Raw genomic sequence first — 17,554 nt, 5'->3', positions numbered from 1 at the left:
GTGTCGACCGGCCCGCGCACGTCGAGCGTCCGCCGCAGATCGAACGGCCTCCGCAGTCGGGCCGCCCGCCGCAGGTGGAACGGCCGGCACCCGTGCTCCCGGCGGCCTCCGCCCCTCCGCCGGCGCTCCCGGCGCCTCCAGGACCCGTACGTCAAGGCCCGGTTCCGCCAGGGCGCGTGCCGCCGGGGCCTGTGCCTCCAGGACCTGTACGTCCGGGGCCGGTACGTCCGGGGCCCGTACCGGCAGTGCCCGCACCAGATATCGAGCGCCCCGCGCCGCGGGTGCCGCCTGTCGAGCCCGGGCGCGGTGTGTCCGCGCTGCTCGGCGACGTCGCCGCCGCACACCTGGGGCCTCCGCGTACCGGGGAGACTTCGGCGCAGCGCAACGATGCCGCGGCCGGCCCGCCGCCTCCCGAGGGCGACCCGTGGCCGCATCCCGCCCCGCCGCCCCGCGACCTGCGCGACGACCGACCGCTTGCGACCGCCCAGTTGCCGCCTCCGGCATCGGGCGACCGGCCGGTGCCGATTCCGGCTCCCGCTCCGGCTCCCGCCCCGGAGACGGCTGCGGAACCGGCTGCGGCGCCGTCGTCGCCTCCGCCTCCGTCGCGGCGTCCCGTCTGGGAAGGGCCGGGCGAACCGCCGTTCGGCTTCGTCCCCGGCCGAGACCCGGCCGCGGACCCGGCGTCCACCGCCGGGGGACCGGCCGCGCGCCACGGCAGCGAACCGGATCCCGACCTGGAACCGGACCCGTTCCCGCCGGCCGCCTACGTGGGCGAGGACCACGCCCCGTGGCAACCGCAGCCGGACGCGCCCTGGCGGCAGGACGCGCCCCCCGCGGATTCCGGTGCCGCACACGTCATCCGGTTCCAGGGCGAGGACGCCTGGGACGAACCCCCGCGGCGGCCCCCGCTGTTCCGACGACTCGTCATCATCACCGTGGTGTTCGCGGTGCTGGTCGCGGCTTTCGTGGTCCTCGCTTTCGTCAAGCGCGGCGACGACGGCGACAAGGAGCCGCCGCCCTCGAACTCGCCCAGTCCGCCCGCCGCGTCGACGTCCTCGCGCCCCGCGGTACTGCCGGCCGCCGCCCCGAACGGATGGTCGCGTACCGCCGCCTGGACCGCCGTGGTCGCCCCGCCGACGGCCCGGGCGGCCACCATCGCCTCCGGGACGACGGCCGTCGCGGTCATCACCCCGGCCAAACAGGTCGCCATCCTGGATCCCGCGGACGGCCGCGTGCGGCGCTCGTTCGACCTGCCCAAGGGCGAACACCGCGGCGTCAAGCTGGGCGCCGTGGACGGCACCATGTCGGTGCTCGTGCATGCGGGCGACGTGCTCGCGTACGCCCCCGCCGACGGCTCCGCCGCCCCCACGACCCTCGACGTGCCCGCCGGAGCCGTCGTCAGCTACGCAGGCGACTCGCCGCTCGTCGTCAACGGCACCGACGTCCAGGTGGTGCGTGACGGCAGGCTGGCCGCCGTCCAACTCCCGCCCGGCGCCACGGCGATGGCGGCCGACGGCGCGAACGTCATCGCGGCGGTCCCGGTGGGCCCGTGGTGGAACGCCGCACCGGGCCGGGAGGCCACCGCGATCACCCCCGCACCGCCGCGCCCCGGTGCGACGCTCTTCCGGATCGCCGCCGCCGGACACAACCGCGTCGCCGTGGTGTGGACCGGCCCGGACGCGGCCACGGTCACCGTCGTGCTGTACGACGCCACCACCGGCGAGGCCCGCATCACCGCGGACGCGCCGCTCGAGGAGATGCGCAAAACGGCGTGGGTGTGGGGCACCGACGGGCAAGTGGCCGCACTGGGCCCGCTGGTGTTCGACCTGAAAGGCGGAAAAGCCGCCGTACGTTCGGGGTTCGGCCCGGTGATCGGTTGGGGCAACCTCCTGTACGGACAGACCGCCGCCGACCCGCAGACCGCCGTAGTCCTGGACGGCACCGACCCGAAGAGCGCGCCCGTACCGCTCGGGACCGGCGTGCCCCTGCCCTGGGGAGGCCCGACCGGACGGCTCATCCTGATCCTGGACACCGCACCGTCGACCGCACCGACCCTGTACGCGCTCACCCGCGAAAGCACGCCGCCGGGTTCACCGGGACAGGGCTCGTCCCCGGGACCGGCGGGCACCGGCACCACAGGCAGCACCGGAACGACGACGTAAGAGGGTTGGTCGGTATAGCCACAAGGAGTCTCCGCATGGACCACGACCTGCGACGCAAACTCATCACGGCAGCGGTGTCGGTATCGCTGACCGTCGCCGCGTTCTCGACGGCGGGCGCGGCGCACGCGGAGGAGATCCGAGGGGCCGGTGCGGGGGAGCCCGCGGGCCAGGGGACGCCGGCGTCCGCGCCGGACACGGACGCCGACACCGCCGCCGATGTCGCCGCACGCGGTGCCGGGGCCGAGCCGGAGGCACCCGCGGACCTGCCGCTGCCGCGACCGGCCCGCGAACTCCCGGCCCCGGCGGCGCGCGACGCGGTACCGGACACGGCGGCGGGAGACGGCGGAGTACGCCCCGTCAGCGCCACCAGCGGCCAACTCCCCGGCGTCTACGGCCCCATGGCGCCGGACACGGGCGGCCCGAGCGCCGCGCTCGGACCCGTCGCGGTGGACGATCTGCCGTTGCCGCCGCCGGCACAGGAGTTCCCACCACCCGCGGCCTCGTCCGGCAACGGAACCGACGGGCGCGTCGTACCGGTGGTTGACGCCGCCACAGACAGCGACGGGCCGGGCGGCTCAGGTGGCCCAGGCGGGTCTGCCGGGCTGAGTGGTCCGGTTGCCGAAGGCGTCCTGGCAATGGGCCCGTTCGCCCCGTACGACCTGCCGTTACCGCCCGCCGCCGCGGACCTGCCGTCCGGTGGTCCGCGGGAGCCGGGCGGTCCGTCCGTACCTGTGGTCCCCGAACTGCCGCCCGCCCCCAAGCCGGTGGAGCCGCTTCCCGCACCGGTCACCCCGGTCGTACCGCCTGTCGACAACTCCCAGGAGCCGCTGTCGACGAAGCCGAAGCCGCCGGACGAGCCGAAGAAGCCGGAACGGCCGGTGATCGCCGCGGTCCTGCCGTCGTTGCCGAAGCCCTCGGCACCCAAGCCGTCCGCACCGAAACCCGTCGCGCCCAAACCCGCCGTCGTGCCCGCCGTCGCCAAGCCCGCGCCGCCGCCCCCGGATCCCGTCCCTGCCCCCGTCCCGGTTCCTGCCCCGGTCCTCCCGCGGCCCGAACCGGCGTCACCCGCGCCGCAGGCGCCGCCACGCACGCCACCGGGCACGCCAACGCCGGTGCCGCAGAAGCCGCAGAGCCCGCAGACGCCGCCCGCGCCGCCCGCCCCGGAGCAGCCCGAGCAGCCCGAGCCCGAGATCCCCGAGATCCCGAAGACCCCCGAGGCCCCGGAGCCCGGCAAGCCGGCGCCCGCCCCGGCCGAGCCCGCTCCCCAGCCGAAGCCACCAGCAGCACCACCATCCGAAAAGCCCGCAGAGCAGCCCTCCGAACAACCCACCGAGCAACCGGTCAAGCCGCCCGTCAAACCCGTCCCCACCCCCGCCCCGGCCGCCACGGACCCGACTCCGCCGCCCAAGCCCGCCCCCAAGCCGGCGGCGCCCAAGCCCGCCCCAGTACCGCCGTCCACCGCCAACCCGCCGCAAGACAAGCCCCCTTCGTCACCCCCACCCGTGACGATCGTGGGCCAGGTGGGTCCGTCCTCCCTGAAGATTGACCCGCAGGCGGCACAAGACTCGCAGGACGTACCAGCAGCACCCACAAAACCCGCTCCTACAACGCAGTCTCAGCCACTGTCCGCCAACCCGCTGGCGTAGCGGGCCGGACGCCCGGAAAGATCGACGAAGCGCCACACCAACGCAGGAGTTCGCATGACCGTAAGGCCGGACGCTCGACCCCGTCGGGCTGCGGTGCCGCACGCGGGCACGGCAGTGGAGACCGGGGTGCGTCGCGGTGTCGCGGTCCGCGTCTCCCCGGCGCCGCCGACGGCCGGGGCCCCGACGACGGACATGCGCACAGGTGTGGCCGCGGACCGGGCAACCGGCCCGCAAGACGCCCCCCACACCCCCGACGCCGACCCGACCGCCCCACCCCCAGCCTCCTGGCCACCCACACGCCCCTTCCGCCGCCGACCACGCGGCAGGCACGCGTACACCTACGAGACGCCGAGTTCGGAAGCTTCGCGGCCGCACAGCACTCACGAAGTGCCGACCGAATCCGTCCTCGAGAGCGGCACCCCCGGTCGTGTTCAACCGCGATCGCAGCAGGAACCGCAACCGCAACCACGTACACGACCGCGTACGCACGCACGCTCGCGCACACGCCGCCTGCGGACTGTGGCGGGGCTGCTTGCGGTACTGGTTCCGATCGTGGTCGGCCTGCTGTCCGCTGTGCTGTTCACCGGCGAGCGGGCGTCCGCGCAACCCGCGGGGCATCGGGCGGCTCCGTTCGCCGCGGAACCGGCCGGGTACCAGGGCGTCCCGGCCGTCGCGCCGCCCAACGAGCGGCCCGCCGCGGCGGGACTCCACCCGAGGGCCACGCCCCCGTCCTCGCCGCCGCCCTCAGGATCGGGCTCGCCGACCGGGACCGGCTCGCCGACGCCGTCCGGCTCTCCCGGCAGTGGCGGCGGCTATGCCTCGTTCTGCGACCAGTTGATGAGTCCGGCGAAGGAGGAGTGCCAGGCGCGTACCGGCAGCAACCCGCTGACGTTCGCCGCGGATCCGCTCGGCGCGATCGCCAAGTCGACGGCAGAGGCCGCTGTGTGGTTCATCAGCAAGCTCGCCTCGGCCATCAACGCGACGACTGCGGTCGACTTCACGAATCCCGGGTTCCTGCGGCAGTACGCCGTCGTGTTTGCGGCCTCCGCGTTCCTCACCCTGATCGTCTGGATGGTCGCCGTCACCAAGCGCGCGGTGCGCGGCGTACCGCTCGGCACCGCCATCGGTGAAGCGGTTGGCTACCTGTGGCTGGCCGTCATGGCGTCCGCGTTCACTCCGTTGGCCCTGCATCTGTCGGTGTCGCTCGTCGACTCGATCACCGCGGCCATCGCCAGCGGCACCAGACAGGACACCGACCAGTTCATGGAGGGTTTCTCCAAGGGCCTCGACCCGCAGAGCCTCGGCGGCGGTCCGGTGACGCTCATCTTCGTGTCGATGTTCGCCATCCTGGCGGCGATGATCCTGTGGATCGAACTCCTGGTGCGCGCCGCGCTGCTGTACGTCGGGGCGATCCTCGGCACGATCGTCTACGCCGGTGTGGTCGACCGCGATCTGTGGGGCCATGTCCGCAGGTGGGTCGGCATGATGGTGGCGATCCTGCTCGCCAAGCCCATCATCGTCATCGTGCTCGGCCTCGCCATGGCGGCCAGTTCGGGCGGCGGTTCCGACGCGCTCGCCGGGGTGCTCACGGGCCTCGCCATCATGTTCCTGGCGATCTTCGCGTCGGTCATGGTCTACCGCTTCATCCCGGCTCTCGGCGACGACATCGGCCAGTTGCGCGCCGGCCGCATGGAGATGGCGGCGGGGTCCAAGGCGGCCCTGACCGGCGGCACCGCGTCGTACGTCAAGGCCGGCATGGGCGTGCACGCCGGTCGCGGTACGACCGCCACCGCGACCGCCTCGACCGGCTCCTCCAGCGCCGGCAGCGCGGCGGGCGGCGTCGCTTCCGGGATGTCCGCACACGGCTACGACTCCGCCCCCAGCGGCGGTTCCGGCGGTGGATCGGGCGGCGGTTCCGGTGGCTCCGGCGGTGGCCCGGCCCTGCGCTCCCCGCGCTGGCTCGACTCCCAGCCGTCGCCCCCGCCCCCACCGTCCGCCTCCGGCATGCCCTACTCCGCAGACCCGCCCCCAGCCCCCCGCGCCCCCTCCCCCCGCCAGGGGGACTAGGCAGTTTCCTTTGGATCATCGCGCGGCTCAGATGCGAACGGCTGCGATCACGAGTCCTGCGGGAAGCTGTTCTGACCTGCCACGTTGTTCACGCGGGGTATCGGTGGCTTGCCTCGGCGTGCGGTGTGGCAGCGGTGGCGGTTGTAGGGGTGGAGGAACGCGCCGAGTTGGTCGGTGCGTTTCTGGTTGGTGGTGGAGGGGCGCTGGCCCATTCGTCGAGCAGGGTGCGGTTGAAGCGTTCGATTTTGCCGTCGGCCTGCGGGCGGTGGGGGCGGGTGAGTTTGCCGGTGGCGCCGAGGTCGGCCAGGGCGGTCTTCCAGGCGAGGCCTTTTGCGGTAGGACCGGGCCTTGTCCGCGAGTGTCGCGTCGGGATGGGTGCGCGCGGTGGCGAGCGCGCGGGGGTGGGGGCGAGGTGCGGGCTTGCTTTGCGATTGCCGCATGGCGGAGGGGGCGTCCTGGGCCGGCGCGACGTGGTCTTTGGACGAGATCCGAAAGGGCGGTCCTGGCGACGTTGCGTGGGGGAAAAGTGCAGGTGGGGGGCCGGGTACGTGAGGTATGGCCACCTCGGGGGTAGCAGCACAGGCGTGTGTGCCGTGACCGTCAGCCGTGAGGATGCGCCGTGGAAGCCTGGTTCGACCCGTTCATGCGGTTCGCCGACTCGCCGTGGTCGTATCTGCTCGTGGGCGTCATGGCCTTCCTCGATGCGATCCTGCCGATCGTGCCGAGTGAGACGTCGCTCATTGCATGCGGTGTCTTCGCGACGGCCACCGGGTCGCCGAACCTCTTCCTGTTGATCTTCGTCGGTGCCGTGGGCGCCTTCGCCGGGGACAACACGGCGTACGCCATCGGACGCTGGGCCGAGCCGTTCGCCACCCGTCGGATGCTGTCGGGTGAGCGTGGGAAGAAGGCCCGCGCGCAGGCGGAGCGCTGGCTGAGCGAGTACGGCGGCATGATGATCATCGCGGGCCGCTACATCCCCGGGGGACGCACCGCGATCTCGCTCACCGCCGGGATCGTGGACTACCCGTGGTCCCGGTTCCGCAAGTGGTCGGCCATCGGGGCGATCACCTGGGCGGCGTACGCCACGCTGCTCGGGTATTGGGGCGGCGCGGCGTTCAAGGACAGTCCGTTCAAGGGCATCATCGCCGGCCTCGTGGCCGCCGCCGTGATGACCGTGCTGATCGAACTCATCCGGCGCGTGATCGCCTGGCGTAAGAAGCGCGGCGCCGAGCAGGGCGCCTGACGGGGCGTGACGGGGGCCCGGCGCCGGGTCCACGCCCGCACGGGTGCTTTCGGGGCGGGGCCGTCGCGTGCGGTACTTGCGGTACGTCGGCGGCCGGGCCGCCCCCGCCCGCTGTCGTCGGGTTGTGCCAGGATCAAGCCCTTCCAACGGTGTCGGATCTCGGGGATGGGCATTCGTGATTGAGCTGGCCACCGCCTTGCGTCTGGCCGGGCCCGACGTGGCCGCGGCGCTGCGGGAGCGGTTTCGCGTCGAGATCATGGCGATGGTCGAGGGCTACGCGGCCTTGCCCAAGGAGGCCGTCGAGCGGGTGCTCGCGGACGACGGCATCGACCTCGCGGCGTTCTTCGCCGAAGGGTGGTCCGGTGGGCCGCAGGCGCACGAAATCCTGATGCGCGCCGCTCGCCTGGGGGATCCCGCGATCGCGGCGAGCCTGTATCGGCGGCGGAAACACGCGGATCCCGCCGTGTTCGCCGAAGTTCTCGCGCACGTCGACGACGAGGAGGACGAGGGCTGGCACGCCGAGTACGGCGTCGTCCAGGCGCTGCGGGAGATCGCAGGCCGCGACCCGCTGAGCGCGGCGACGATGCCCTTCTCGGTCGTCGTCCGCCAGGCCGCGGCGGACCGGTGCGCGGACGTGCCGTACGCGGTCGCCGTCGACCTCTGCGTGGCGGTCGCGGACCGCTGCACGCGTACCGACCTCCTGGACCTCGCCAAGGAGCCGCTCGGCCATCCAGGCCTCGCGGCGATGCTGGTCGAGGCCGCCCAGGCGCCGGACCCGTCCGCGTATCTGGCCGACCGCCGCCCGCCCGAGGAATGGCTCGACCCCGCCGCCGCGCGTACGTTCCTGCATCTGCGGCAGTCCACCGAGAATCCGCGCGGCCTCGAGGACCGGCCGGAGTTCGACTGGGACCTGGTACGCCGCGAGCACGCGCGCAAGCGGCTCGGGGAAACCGCTCTGGGCTGGCTGACGTCCTGGGAGGGCTGCCCCGAGGACTTGGTGCACGAGGCGCTGAAGGCGGCGCGCCCGCGCGTCGCGCTCAAGCACGCGGTGTGGCTGCCCTTCGACATCGTGTCCAATCAGGGGGCTTTGGCTGCCGCCGAGTTCGACGACGCGATGCGCCGCGGCATAGCCGCCGGCTGGATGCCCCTCGACCGCGTTCTGGGTGAGGCCGCGCCTGCCAACCGCATGTTGTCGGCCCTGCCGGACATCCCCGAGGTACGGTCCGCGTTGGCCGAGGCGTTCGCGCCGCTGGGCGACGACCCGCACCTGTGGCTGACGTTCTACGCCCGACTGCCGCGCTTCGCCGGCTCGGTGGTGGACATGGTGGCCGGCGTCGCCGCGTCCCCGGTTTCGAAGCGGAGCACGACGTGGCCCCGGCCGCTCGCCGCGGTTTTCCCGGCGACGGAGCCGGAGAACACCCGTGCCCTGTTCCTGAACCTGCTGCGCCTGCTGCCGGATTCGGTGACCGTCGCGCTTGCCCCGTACTTCGACGCCCGCGCGGTTCAGCACCTGTTGGTCTTCCACTACCAGGCGCTGTCGCCGCAGGTGCGCAAGGCTCTCGTCGACGAGCACGGGGTGCCCGCGCTGGCGTCCCGCGCCGCGAGCGGCTGGTTGTCCAAGGAGGAGGTGGCCGAGTTGCTCGCGTACGACGAACCTGCCATCGACGCCTCGCTGTTCGCCCACGCCCAGGTGCCCGACGAAGAACGCGTGCGCATCCTGGCCGGGGTGCGCACCGACGGCAGTCGCGGGCGCGTCGCGCCCGAAGTCCTCGCCGTTCTGGAGGACATCAACCTCGGCCACTACCGCGCCCGCCTGACCGCGGGGCTCGGCGGCGGTGACCCGGGGGTGGCCGCGGTGATCCTGCGGCGCCTGCGCCTGGGCACCGAGGCCGGCCGTCTGCTCCTGCTCGTGTCCGTGTGGGAGCGGTACGGCCCCACCGAGGTCGAGGAGTTGCTCGGTCTCGGGCGCCTGCCCGCCGCGACGGTCAAGACCGTGCGGGCCCTGCTACCCGCCGAGGACGGCCTGGCGAGGCTGCGCGAGCGTCAGGCAGCGGCAATGGCGCCCGGGCAGGTGGTGGCGTACCTCGCGAAGAAGGGCGGACAGGCCGAGGAGAACCTGCGCAGGGCGGTCCAGGAAGGCGTACCGCTGCCCTGGCCCGAGCTCACCGACGCGGTGCTCGACGGGCGCCTGGACGGGCAGATGGCCGGTCTCCTGTGCGAACAGCCGGGATGCACACGCGAGTTCGCGATGGCGGTGCTCGGTGCGGGGGCCCGGCACGGCCGCCCCGTCACGCCGCCGAAGCGCACCGTCCTGGAACGGATGCTGCGCGCGGGCGTCCTCACCTCTGAGGACCTGCTCGCGTACGGCACGTCTCCCGTGGCGTTCCTGGACCTGATCGCCCGCACCCCGCAGGCCGCCCCGTCGCGCTCCGCGGTCGTGGAGCCGTGCGAGGCGGCCCGGGCGCTGGCGGCGGACCTGCTCGGGGACGACCCGGAGGCGTGGGTCGTGGCGGTGCGCATGTTCCGGGACTTCTCCGGCACGCTGCCCGAACTGTTCGCCACCGCACGGGCGGCGACGTCCTGACCCGGTCCCGACTCGGTTCTGGCTCGCTCCCGACTCGGCTCTGACCCGGTCCGGATTCCGTCCTGCCCGGCGTCAGTCGGCGGCGGCGGTCTTCTCCCCGGTCCCGACGGCCGGTTCGCCGGCCGCCGGTTCGTCGATGTTGCGGCGCGGGCCGGTGAACCAGGTGCGGGCCCCGAGGTACCACCAGGCGGTGATCGCGAGGAGCACGCCGCCGACCGCGATCGGCGCGTAGTTCACCGACGTCCACTCGAAGTCGTCGTTCCACGGGATGGCCGAGGGGGTGAACGGCATGACGAAGTACACCGAGATCACCGCGATTTCGACGACCGCGACCCAGCACATCCACTTGTAGCGGGCGCCGAGGTTCCACGGCCCGGTCTGGAACGCCTCGCCCTGCCGCAGCCGCAGCCAGATCGGGATCAGGAAGGCGAGGTACAGGCCGATCACCGCCACCGACGTCACGGCGTAGAACGCGGTCGGCGCACCGGTCGAACTCTTGTACAGCGCGGGCAGCGTGATGAGCGCGGCGACCGTGCAGCCGCCGAGGACCGCGTTGACCGGCGTACGGTTGGCGTCGACCCGCGCCCAGATCCGCGAGCCTGGTACGCCGCCGTCCCGGCTGAACGCGTAGCCCATGCGCGACAGGCTGGTGACGCAGCTCATGCCGCACAGGAACTGTCCGGCGACCGAGATCAGGACCACGGCTTTGGCGAGTTCGCTGCTGAGCGCCGACGTGAGCAGCGCGTCGATGGCCCCGGCGCCCTCGTTCACCGCCTCGACGTCGTCGGCCGCGAACAGGAAGGCCAGCAGCAGGATCCAGCCGCCGATCGCGGAGTAGAAGATCGACCGCCACAGCCCCTTGGCGGCGCTGACCGAGGCGTCCTTCGTCTCCTCGGACACGTGCGCGCACGCGTCGAAGCCGGTGATCGTGTACTGCGTCAGGAGGAAGCCCAGCGGCAGCACGTAGAACCAGTAAATCCCGTCACCGAAGCCGGAGTTGTTGATCTGCTCGGTGAACACGAACCCGGCGTCCTGGTGCGAGTCGGGCCCGAACACCAGGATCAGCACGACGGCCGCGACCCCGAAGACGTGCCAGTACACCGAGATGTTCTGGAGCATCGCGATGAGGCCGTGCCCGAAGATGTTGATGACGGCGTGCAGCGCGAGGATGCCGAGGAACAGCAGGAAGACGGTGTTGAGGTCGCCGTCCCAGCCCGGCGCGTACATCTTGATGAGGATGTTGAGGAACGTCGCGCAGCCGTAGTCCACCGACGCGGTGACCGCGATCAGGCCGATGAGGTTGAGCCATCCGGTGAACCACCCGTGCACCGGTCTGCCGAGTTTCGCGGCCCACCAGTAGATGCCGCCCGCCGTCGGGTACGCGGACACCAGCTCCGCCATGCAGAACCCGATGACCAGGATGAACAGCGAGATGATCGGCCAGCCCCACGCGATCGCGACCGGCCCGCCGTTGTTCCACGCCTGGCCGAACGTGGTGAAGCAGCCGGACAGGATCGAGATGATGGAGAACGAGATCGCGAAGTTGGAGAACCCGCTCCACGTCCGCGACAGCTCCTGCTTGTAGCCGAGCTGCGCGAGCCGTTCCGCGTCCGCGTCGTGCGGCTCGGGTGCGGCCTGCGGGGCCTCGTCGGGCACGGTGGTCGCCATGACACCTCCAGTGGCGGTGGGGTGAACTGGTCAGGGGCCGGTCGACCGGGCCCCGGCAGGTCCGGCCGGTGGTGCGGTACGTCCCGCCGCACGGTCCAGGAGCCGGCCGAAGTCGTCGGCGTCCAGGGCGCGTACGGCCCGTGCCCACTTGCCCGCGGCCTCGGCCCGGTAGTCGAACCCGGGTGAGGCGGCGGAGTCCGCGAGCAGTCCGTGGTGGACCGAGAACCACAGGGTCCAGGCGATGTCGGAGGCGATGCGGTGCAGCCGGACCCGGGCGAGGTGGCGTGCGGTCATCTCGCGGCCGAAGTAGGCGGACGCGAGGATCTCCACGGCGTCGGGCGGCAGTTCTGCCTCGGCGGCGATGTCTCCGAGGTCGAACGCGGGGTCGTTCATGCCGGAGAGCTGGTAGTCGATGATGCGTACGGCACGGCCGTCGTCCACCAGGTTGGCCGGCAGCAGGTCGTTGTGGCAGGGCCGGGCCGGCAACGGGTGGCAGGCCAGGGCCCGTTCGAGGTCGTCCAGGTCGGGGAGGCGGTCCGTGTAGTCCGCCGGGATCGGCAACCCGTACCGCAGACACAGGCCGAGGAGTTCCTCGGCTTTGCGGAAGATGTCGAAGTCGTTGGCGAAGCGTGGGGACCGCCCGTGCAGACGGCGGCACGCCGTGGCGACCCGCACCAGCGTCGCGGGCCGTCCCAGGTCGTCCGCGGAGAGCGTGGTGCCGTCGATGAACTCCAGGACCATGGCCGCCGGTTGCCCGACCGTGCCCAGCACGCGCGGGCCGACGCCGGTACGCGCCGCGAGGACCGTGTTGTCGATCTCCTGCCACGCCGGCACGCCGAGTCCCGCCGCGTTGACCGCCGGGTCCAGCACGCGCAGGATCCAGCGCCGGTCCGCCCCCGCGTCGACCCGCACGACGCGGTGGCTCAGACCGCCGGTCAAGGGCGTGTAGACGGCGTCCGGGCCGGGGTCGATCCCCGCACGGACAAGGAGGTCGGCGAACAGGTCTTCCGGGTTCCCGGATGCGTCGGGGGCAGCCGTCACGGTGTGTCCAAGCAGTCGGAGCCACTCAATGGGTTGCCCTTAACCCATTTGAAACACGGGCGCGGTCAGGGTGATTCGCGGGGCGGGTGGGCAGAGTGCTGACGTGCGGTGCTCCGGAAGTCTGCGAGTCCCGGCCGGTGGCGTCAAGAGGGCGCCGAGAAGTTTTCGGTCCGTCCGATTCACCAATTGGTATGTCCTTCAGAGGCGTTGTGGTGGTAGGAAACGGCGCATGCCCGTCGACCGAGACCGCGAGCCCGCCCGTACGGCCGATCCGTCGCTGCGCGGCCGCGCCTGGCGCGGTGTCGCCGACACCATCCGGGCGGGCGGCTACCGGCCCGGCGACCGGCTGCCGTCGGAACGCGAACTCGCCGACCGGCTCGGGGTCAGCCGCTCCACCCTGCGCCTGGCCCTGCACGACCTGGAGCAGTCCGGGTTCGTGGTGCGCCGTCCGGGACGCGGCGGCGGCACGTTCGTGGCGTCCCCCAAGGTCGAGCGCGACCTCGGTGCCTTCGGCGGACTCGCCGACTACATACGCCGCCAGGGGCTGGAGGCCGGCGCCCGCATCCTCACGGTCGCACTCGCCCCCGCCGGTCCGCGCGCCGCCGCGGCGCTCGGCATCGGACCCGCGGAACTCGCCGTCCACGTCACCCGGGTCCGCCTGGCGGACGGCGAACCCATCGCGCTGGAGCGCTCGCGCTTCCCCGCCGGGCTGTTCCCCGACCTCGCCGAACAGGCCCTCGGCGGCTCGGTCTACGACCTGCTGCGCACCCGGTACGGACGCGCGCCGGAGCGCGCGGTCGAGCGGATCGAGCCGGTCGCCGCCGACGACGAGATCGCCGCACTCCTGGAAATCCCCTACGGAACACCCCTGCTGGCCGTCGAACGTGTCGCCTATGACGCGTCCGGGACGCCGGTCGAGCACGCCGACGACCTCTTCCGCGGCGACCGCACCCGCGTCGTCGTGTGGACCGGCCACGCATCGGAGGGAACCGCCCCGTGACCCGTGAACTCCCGTCCCGTGCCCGGATCGTCGTCATCGGGGGAGGTGTCGGCGGTACCAGCGTCGCCTACCACCTCGCCGCCCGCGGCGAGCGCGACGTGCTCCTGGTGGACCGCGCCGACCTCACCAGCGGCTCCACCTTCCACTCCGCGGGCCTGGTCGGCCAGTTGCGCGCCGACCCGACGCTCACCCGCATGAACACCTACTCCGTCGAGCTGTACCGCGAACTCCAACAGGGCGACCACCCGCCCGGGTTCGTGGAGTGCGGCGGCATCCGCCTGGCCTGCACGCCGGACCGGGTCCTGGAGATCCGCCGCCAGATCGGCTGGGCGCGTACCGTCGACCTGCCGCTGACCGAGATCTCGCCGACCGAAGTACGCGACCTGTTCCCCCTGGTGAGCACGGAAGGCGTGCTCGGCGCGACGTACCTGCCGACCGACGGGTACGTCGACCCGTCCCAACTGACCTATTCGCTCGCCGCCGGCGCCCGCGCGAGCGGCGTGGCCGTCGCGACCCACACCCGCGTCGTGGGCATCGACACCGCGGAGGGCCGGGTCGCCCGGGTCCGCACCGACGGGGGCGACGTCGAGTGCGAAGTGGTCGTCGACTGCGGCGGGATGTTCGCCGCGGAGATCGCCCGCATGGTCGGCGTACGCGTACCGCTCGTGCCGATGTCCCACCAGTACGTCGTCACCGAGCCGCTCCGCCCGCGCGACGGCACCCGCCTGCCCACCCTGCGCGACCCCGACAACCTCGTGTACTTCCGGGAAGAGGTCGACGGCCTGCTGATGGGCGGCTACGAGCGCACCTCCGCGCCCTGGGCGCTGGTCCGCGGCGACCGCGACGCGGTGCCCGCCGACTTCAACGGCCGGCTGCTGCCCGAGGACTGGCCGCGCTTCGAGGAGATCACCGCCAACTCCGTGCGCCGCGTGCCAGTAATGGCGGACGCCGGGCTGCGCAAACTCGTCAACGGACCCGAGGCGTTCACCCCCGACAACGAGTTCTGCCTCGGCGAGAGCGAGGTCGGCGGGTTCTTCGTCGCGGCCGGCTTCTGCGCGCACGGCATCGCGGGTGCGGGCGGCATCGGCCGCGTCATGGCCGACTGGATCCTGGACGGCGAACCCGGCCTCGACGTCCACCACATGGACATCCGCCGCTTCGCCGCGCACTACCGCTCTCCCGGCTACACCCGCAAGCGGACCGTCGAGAACTACGAGAGCTACTACGACATTCCGTACCCCGGCCGGGAACGCCGCGCGGGCCGCCCGCTGCGGCTCTCGCCGGCCTACGCGTGGCACGTCTCACACGGCGCGGTGCTCGGTGAGAAGGCCGGGTGGGAGAGAGTGAACTTCTATGCCGGCAACGCCGGGCCGGAGCTTTCTCCGACCCACGGCGCTGCCCCGGGGACGGCACACGGAGCGAGGAAGGGTGCGGAAGGAGAAGCGGATGAAGGACGCCCGAGGGGCTGGGCCGGGCGGGACCACGCGCCCGCCGTCGCGGCGGAGCACGCCGCGACCCGCACCTCGGCCGGGCTGTTCGACGAGTCGTCGTTCGCCAAGATCGAGGTCTCGGGGCCCGGCGCGGCGCGGCTCGTCGAGTGGCTGTGCGGCAACCGGGTCGCCCGCAGTGTCGGGGACGTGACGTACACCCAGATGCTCAACGCGCGCGGCGGGATCGAGGCGGACGTGACCGTCACCCGCACCGCCGAGGACGCCTTCCTCGTCTACACCGGCACCGCGTGCGGGACCCGTGACCTGGCGTGGCTCAGGCGGCACGCGCCGCGCGACGGATCGGTCCGGATCGCCGACGTGTCGGGGGCGTACGCGTGCTTCGCGCTGTGGGGGCCGCGCGCCCGGGACCTGCTCGCCCCGCTCACCCCGGACGACCTCGCCAACTCGGCGTTTCCCTATCTGACGTCGCGTGAGACCACCGTCGGGGACGTCCCGGTGCGGGCGAGCCGCGTCACGTTCGTCGGCGAACTCGGCTGGGAGATCGCGTGTTCGGCCGAGTACGGCGCGGCGCTGTGGCGGACGCTCGCCGAACTGCCCGGGGTGACGCCCGGCGGCTACCGCGCGATCGAGTCGCTGCGCCTGGAGAAGGGCTACCGGGTGTGGGGGAGCGACCTGACGCCGGAGGTGAACCCGTTCGAGGCCGGCCTCGGCTTCTGCGTGCGGCTCGACGAGGCGGACAAGCCCGGCGGGTTCCTCGGCCGCGACGCGCTGCTGCGGGTGCGCGCGGAAGGGGTGACCCGGCGGCTCGCCTGCCTGGTCCTCGCGGATCCGCGGGCGGTGTGCCTGGGGAGCGAGCCGGTGTGGCTGGACGGCGCGGTGGTCTCGCGGGTGACCTCGGGCGGCTTCGGGCACACCGTCGGCCGGTCGATCGCGTACGCCTACCTGCCCGCCGACCGCGCGAAGGCCGGGACGCCCGTCGAGGTCGAGCTGTTCGGCGAGCGGTACGCGGCAGAAGTCGGGGCCCGCGTCCTTTACGACCCGAGCGGGGAACGGGTACGCGCCTGAACCCCCGGCGCGCGGAATTTCCGAAAACCATTAGGTCGGTTCGTCGTACCGCACCTAGGGTTTCCGTGTGACCAAGCTGAATCAGATCATCGCCGTCGAGAAGGGCGTCAAGTCCAAGGCTTTCCAGGAGTTGACGCAGGCTCACCAGGACCTCCAGAAGTCGGCCCTGCTGTCCGGTATCGCCCGGACCTACCAGCCCAAGGACGAGGAGGGCGAGCAACTGCCGCCCGAGTCCACCCGGGTGCAGGTCAACGCCGAGGAGGTGCTGCGTTCCACCGCGGCGACGCTGACGAGGCTCTTCGACGTGACCGCCACGAAGGACTGGGCGAACACCGAGGCCCACGCGGACGTCGTGGTCGCGGGGACCACGCTGCTGCGCGACGTGCCGGTGTCGTACCTGCTGTTCCTGGAGAAGCAGTTGGTCGACCTCGCGACCTTCATCCGCAAGCTCCCGGTGCTCGACGCCGCCGAGTCGTGGTCGCAGGACCCGTCGACGGACACCTGGCGCACCGAGCCCGTGCGTACCGTGCGCACCAAGAAGGTGCCGCGCAACCACGTGAAGGCCGAGGCCACCGCCGAGCACCCGGCGCAGGTCGAGATGTACTTCGAGGACGTGCCGGTCGGCTACTGGACCACCGTCAAGTTCTCCGGCGCGCTGCCCGCCCGGCGCATCAACGAACTCCTGGGTCGCGTCGAGAAGTTGCAGACCGCGGTGAAGTTCGCGCGGGAAGAGGCCAACAGCGCGGAGGTGACCGACCGCACCATCGGCGCCGTGGTGTTCGACTACCTGCTCGGGTAGTCTCCGAATCTCCCCCCGGCGACGTCCGGGGGGACGCGCCGGCCCTGCCGAAAGGCGGGCCGGGAGCACAAGCTCAATCTGAGACTCGTCGTGACGACGCGGTCAAGTGGGGGTTCGAGTCCCTCCCCCGGCATTCCGTGCCGGGGTGGCCCAAATGGCAGAGGCAGCCGCGGTCAGCCTCAACGTCCTGCTCCAGTTTGAGTATTCGCCACCGATTCCCGGGTCGACCGGGGGCGGGCGGTCATCGTCGGATACGGGTTCGATTCCCGTTCCCCGCTCTCCGTGCGGGGATGGTCCAAAGGGAAGACACGGCGACCTCAGGATGACCCGCCTTCTTAAACGTATCGGGATGTGCAATTCGGTGGCACTCCGGAGCCCGGGGGCAGGATAGGCCCCCGGGTTCCTCCGATTTCGCGCTGTGTAGTCGCGCGAATGCACTGCGTGATATTCTTGGGTTCCGTCGCTCACGGAATGGTTGCGAATTTCGCTGTTCCGTCTTGATTCGGTGCGTATTCCATCTCGATGCCCCCGGCGACCGACACCCCGGAACCCCCGCTGATGTTGTGTGCGGTATCTCGACCTCCTCGATCGAGTGAGGAAGAGGTACACCGTTCGACGCACACGGAGGTGTCCCCGTGAGTACTTGGGGCTGGAAGTGTCAGAACTCGTCCTGCACGGCCAATCGAGGACGGGACCGTCAGCGGTACCGCTCGGCGCATGCGGCGACCGTCGCCGGAAAGGCGCACACCACAGCGACCGGACACCCCACCTCGGTGGTGGAATTCCGGTGACACGAACGAGGCGGGGCGGCCATGACGGTGGCCGTCG

General features: G+C 72.3%; 10 protein-coding genes and 1 pseudogene. 8 read left to right on the top strand and 3 right to left on the bottom strand.

Going from position 1 to position 17,554, the window contains the following annotated elements; genetic code table 11:
- The first annotated feature begins 245 nt into the window (after positions 1–245).
- From AB0C36_RS32585 to AB0C36_RS32575, 3 genes are all read left to right on the top strand, one after another.
- Entirely contained in the window at positions 246–2,162 is a 1,917-nt protein-coding gene (locus AB0C36_RS32585) for a hypothetical protein (protein ID WP_358361285.1), read from the top strand.
- 35 nt (positions 2,163–2,197) lie between these two features.
- Entirely contained in the window at positions 2,198–3,808 is a 1,611-nt protein-coding gene (locus AB0C36_RS32580) for a hypothetical protein (RefSeq protein ID WP_358361282.1), read from the top strand.
- Positions 3,809–4,327: 519 nt separating this feature from the next.
- Complete coding sequence (locus AB0C36_RS32575) at positions 4,328–5,875, top strand: hypothetical protein (protein ID WP_358361279.1); 1,548 nt, start codon at positions 4,328–4,330, stop codon at positions 5,873–5,875.
- Between the two features lie 47 nt (positions 5,876–5,922).
- On the opposite strand, the pseudogene AB0C36_RS32570 reads toward AB0C36_RS32575, so the two are convergent.
- Positions 5,923–6,173, bottom strand: a pseudogene (locus tag AB0C36_RS32570) (integrase core domain-containing protein); the annotation flags it as partial.
- A 321-nt stretch (positions 6,174–6,494) separates the two neighbouring features.
- Between AB0C36_RS32570 and AB0C36_RS32565 the strand changes: the two are divergent.
- A complete protein-coding gene (locus AB0C36_RS32565; protein WP_358361276.1) occupies positions 6,495–7,118 on the top strand; it encodes a DedA family protein in 624 nt (207 codons plus the stop codon).
- 175 nt (positions 7,119–7,293) lie between these two features.
- On the top strand, positions 7,294–9,702 hold the full coding sequence (locus AB0C36_RS32560; RefSeq protein WP_358361273.1) for a hypothetical protein: 2,409 nt from the start codon (positions 7,294–7,296) through the stop codon (positions 9,700–9,702).
- A 72-nt stretch (positions 9,703–9,774) separates the two neighbouring features.
- Here AB0C36_RS32560 and AB0C36_RS32555 read toward each other — a convergent pair whose 3' ends face one another.
- Both AB0C36_RS32555 and AB0C36_RS32550 read right to left on the bottom strand, forming a co-directional pair.
- Positions 9,775–11,370: an amino acid permease gene (locus AB0C36_RS32555; protein ID WP_358361270.1), complete on the bottom strand. Its 1,596-nt coding sequence runs from the start codon at positions 11,368–11,370 to the stop codon at positions 9,775–9,777.
- A gap of 30 nt (positions 11,371–11,400) precedes the next feature.
- Positions 11,401–12,411 (bottom strand): choline/ethanolamine kinase family protein, encoded by a 1,011-nt coding sequence (locus AB0C36_RS32550; protein WP_358361268.1) that lies wholly within the window; start codon positions 12,409–12,411, stop codon positions 11,401–11,403.
- Between the two features lie 229 nt (positions 12,412–12,640).
- On the opposite strand from AB0C36_RS32550, the gene AB0C36_RS32545 reads away from it, so the two are divergent.
- From AB0C36_RS32545 to AB0C36_RS32535, 3 genes are all read left to right on the top strand, one after another.
- The gene (locus tag AB0C36_RS32545; protein WP_358361264.1) at positions 12,641–13,411 is read left to right on the top strand and encodes a GntR family transcriptional regulator; all 771 of its coding nucleotides are present in this window, start codon (positions 12,641–12,643) and stop codon (positions 13,409–13,411) included.
- Positions 13,408–15,927, top strand: coding sequence for a GcvT family protein (locus tag AB0C36_RS32540; protein WP_358361261.1), 2,520 nt, complete (start codon positions 13,408–13,410; stop codon positions 15,925–15,927). Before AB0C36_RS32545 ends, AB0C36_RS32540 begins: the two co-directional genes overlap by 4 nt.
- 67 nt (positions 15,928–15,994) lie before the next feature.
- Positions 15,995–16,726, top strand: a complete 732-nt coding sequence (locus AB0C36_RS32535) for a DUF7873 family protein (protein WP_358361258.1) — start codon at positions 15,995–15,997, stop codon at positions 16,724–16,726.
- The last annotated feature ends 828 nt before the right edge of the window (positions 16,727–17,554 follow it).

It is taken from the genome of Streptodolium elevatio (assembly GCF_040649515.1).
In the GTDB taxonomy this organism is placed as follows: Bacteria; Actinomycetota; Actinomycetes; order Streptomycetales; family Streptomycetaceae; genus Yinghuangia; species Yinghuangia elevatio.
This window is presented reverse-complemented; position numbering and strand designations above follow the sequence as displayed.

What these genes read in the sequence shown, in the direction of transcription:
- AB0C36_RS32555 (WP_358361270.1), bottom strand. Translation starts at nt 11,370, where the DNA reads ATGGCGACCACCGTGCCCGACGAGGCCCCGCAGGCCGCACCCGAGCCG.
- AB0C36_RS32580 (WP_358361282.1), top strand. Translation starts at nt 2,198, where the DNA reads ATGGACCACGACCTGCGACGCAAACTCATCACGGCAGCGGTGTCGGTA.
- AB0C36_RS32545 (WP_358361264.1), top strand. Translation starts at nt 12,641, where the DNA reads ATGCCCGTCGACCGAGACCGCGAGCCCGCCCGTACGGCCGATCCGTCG.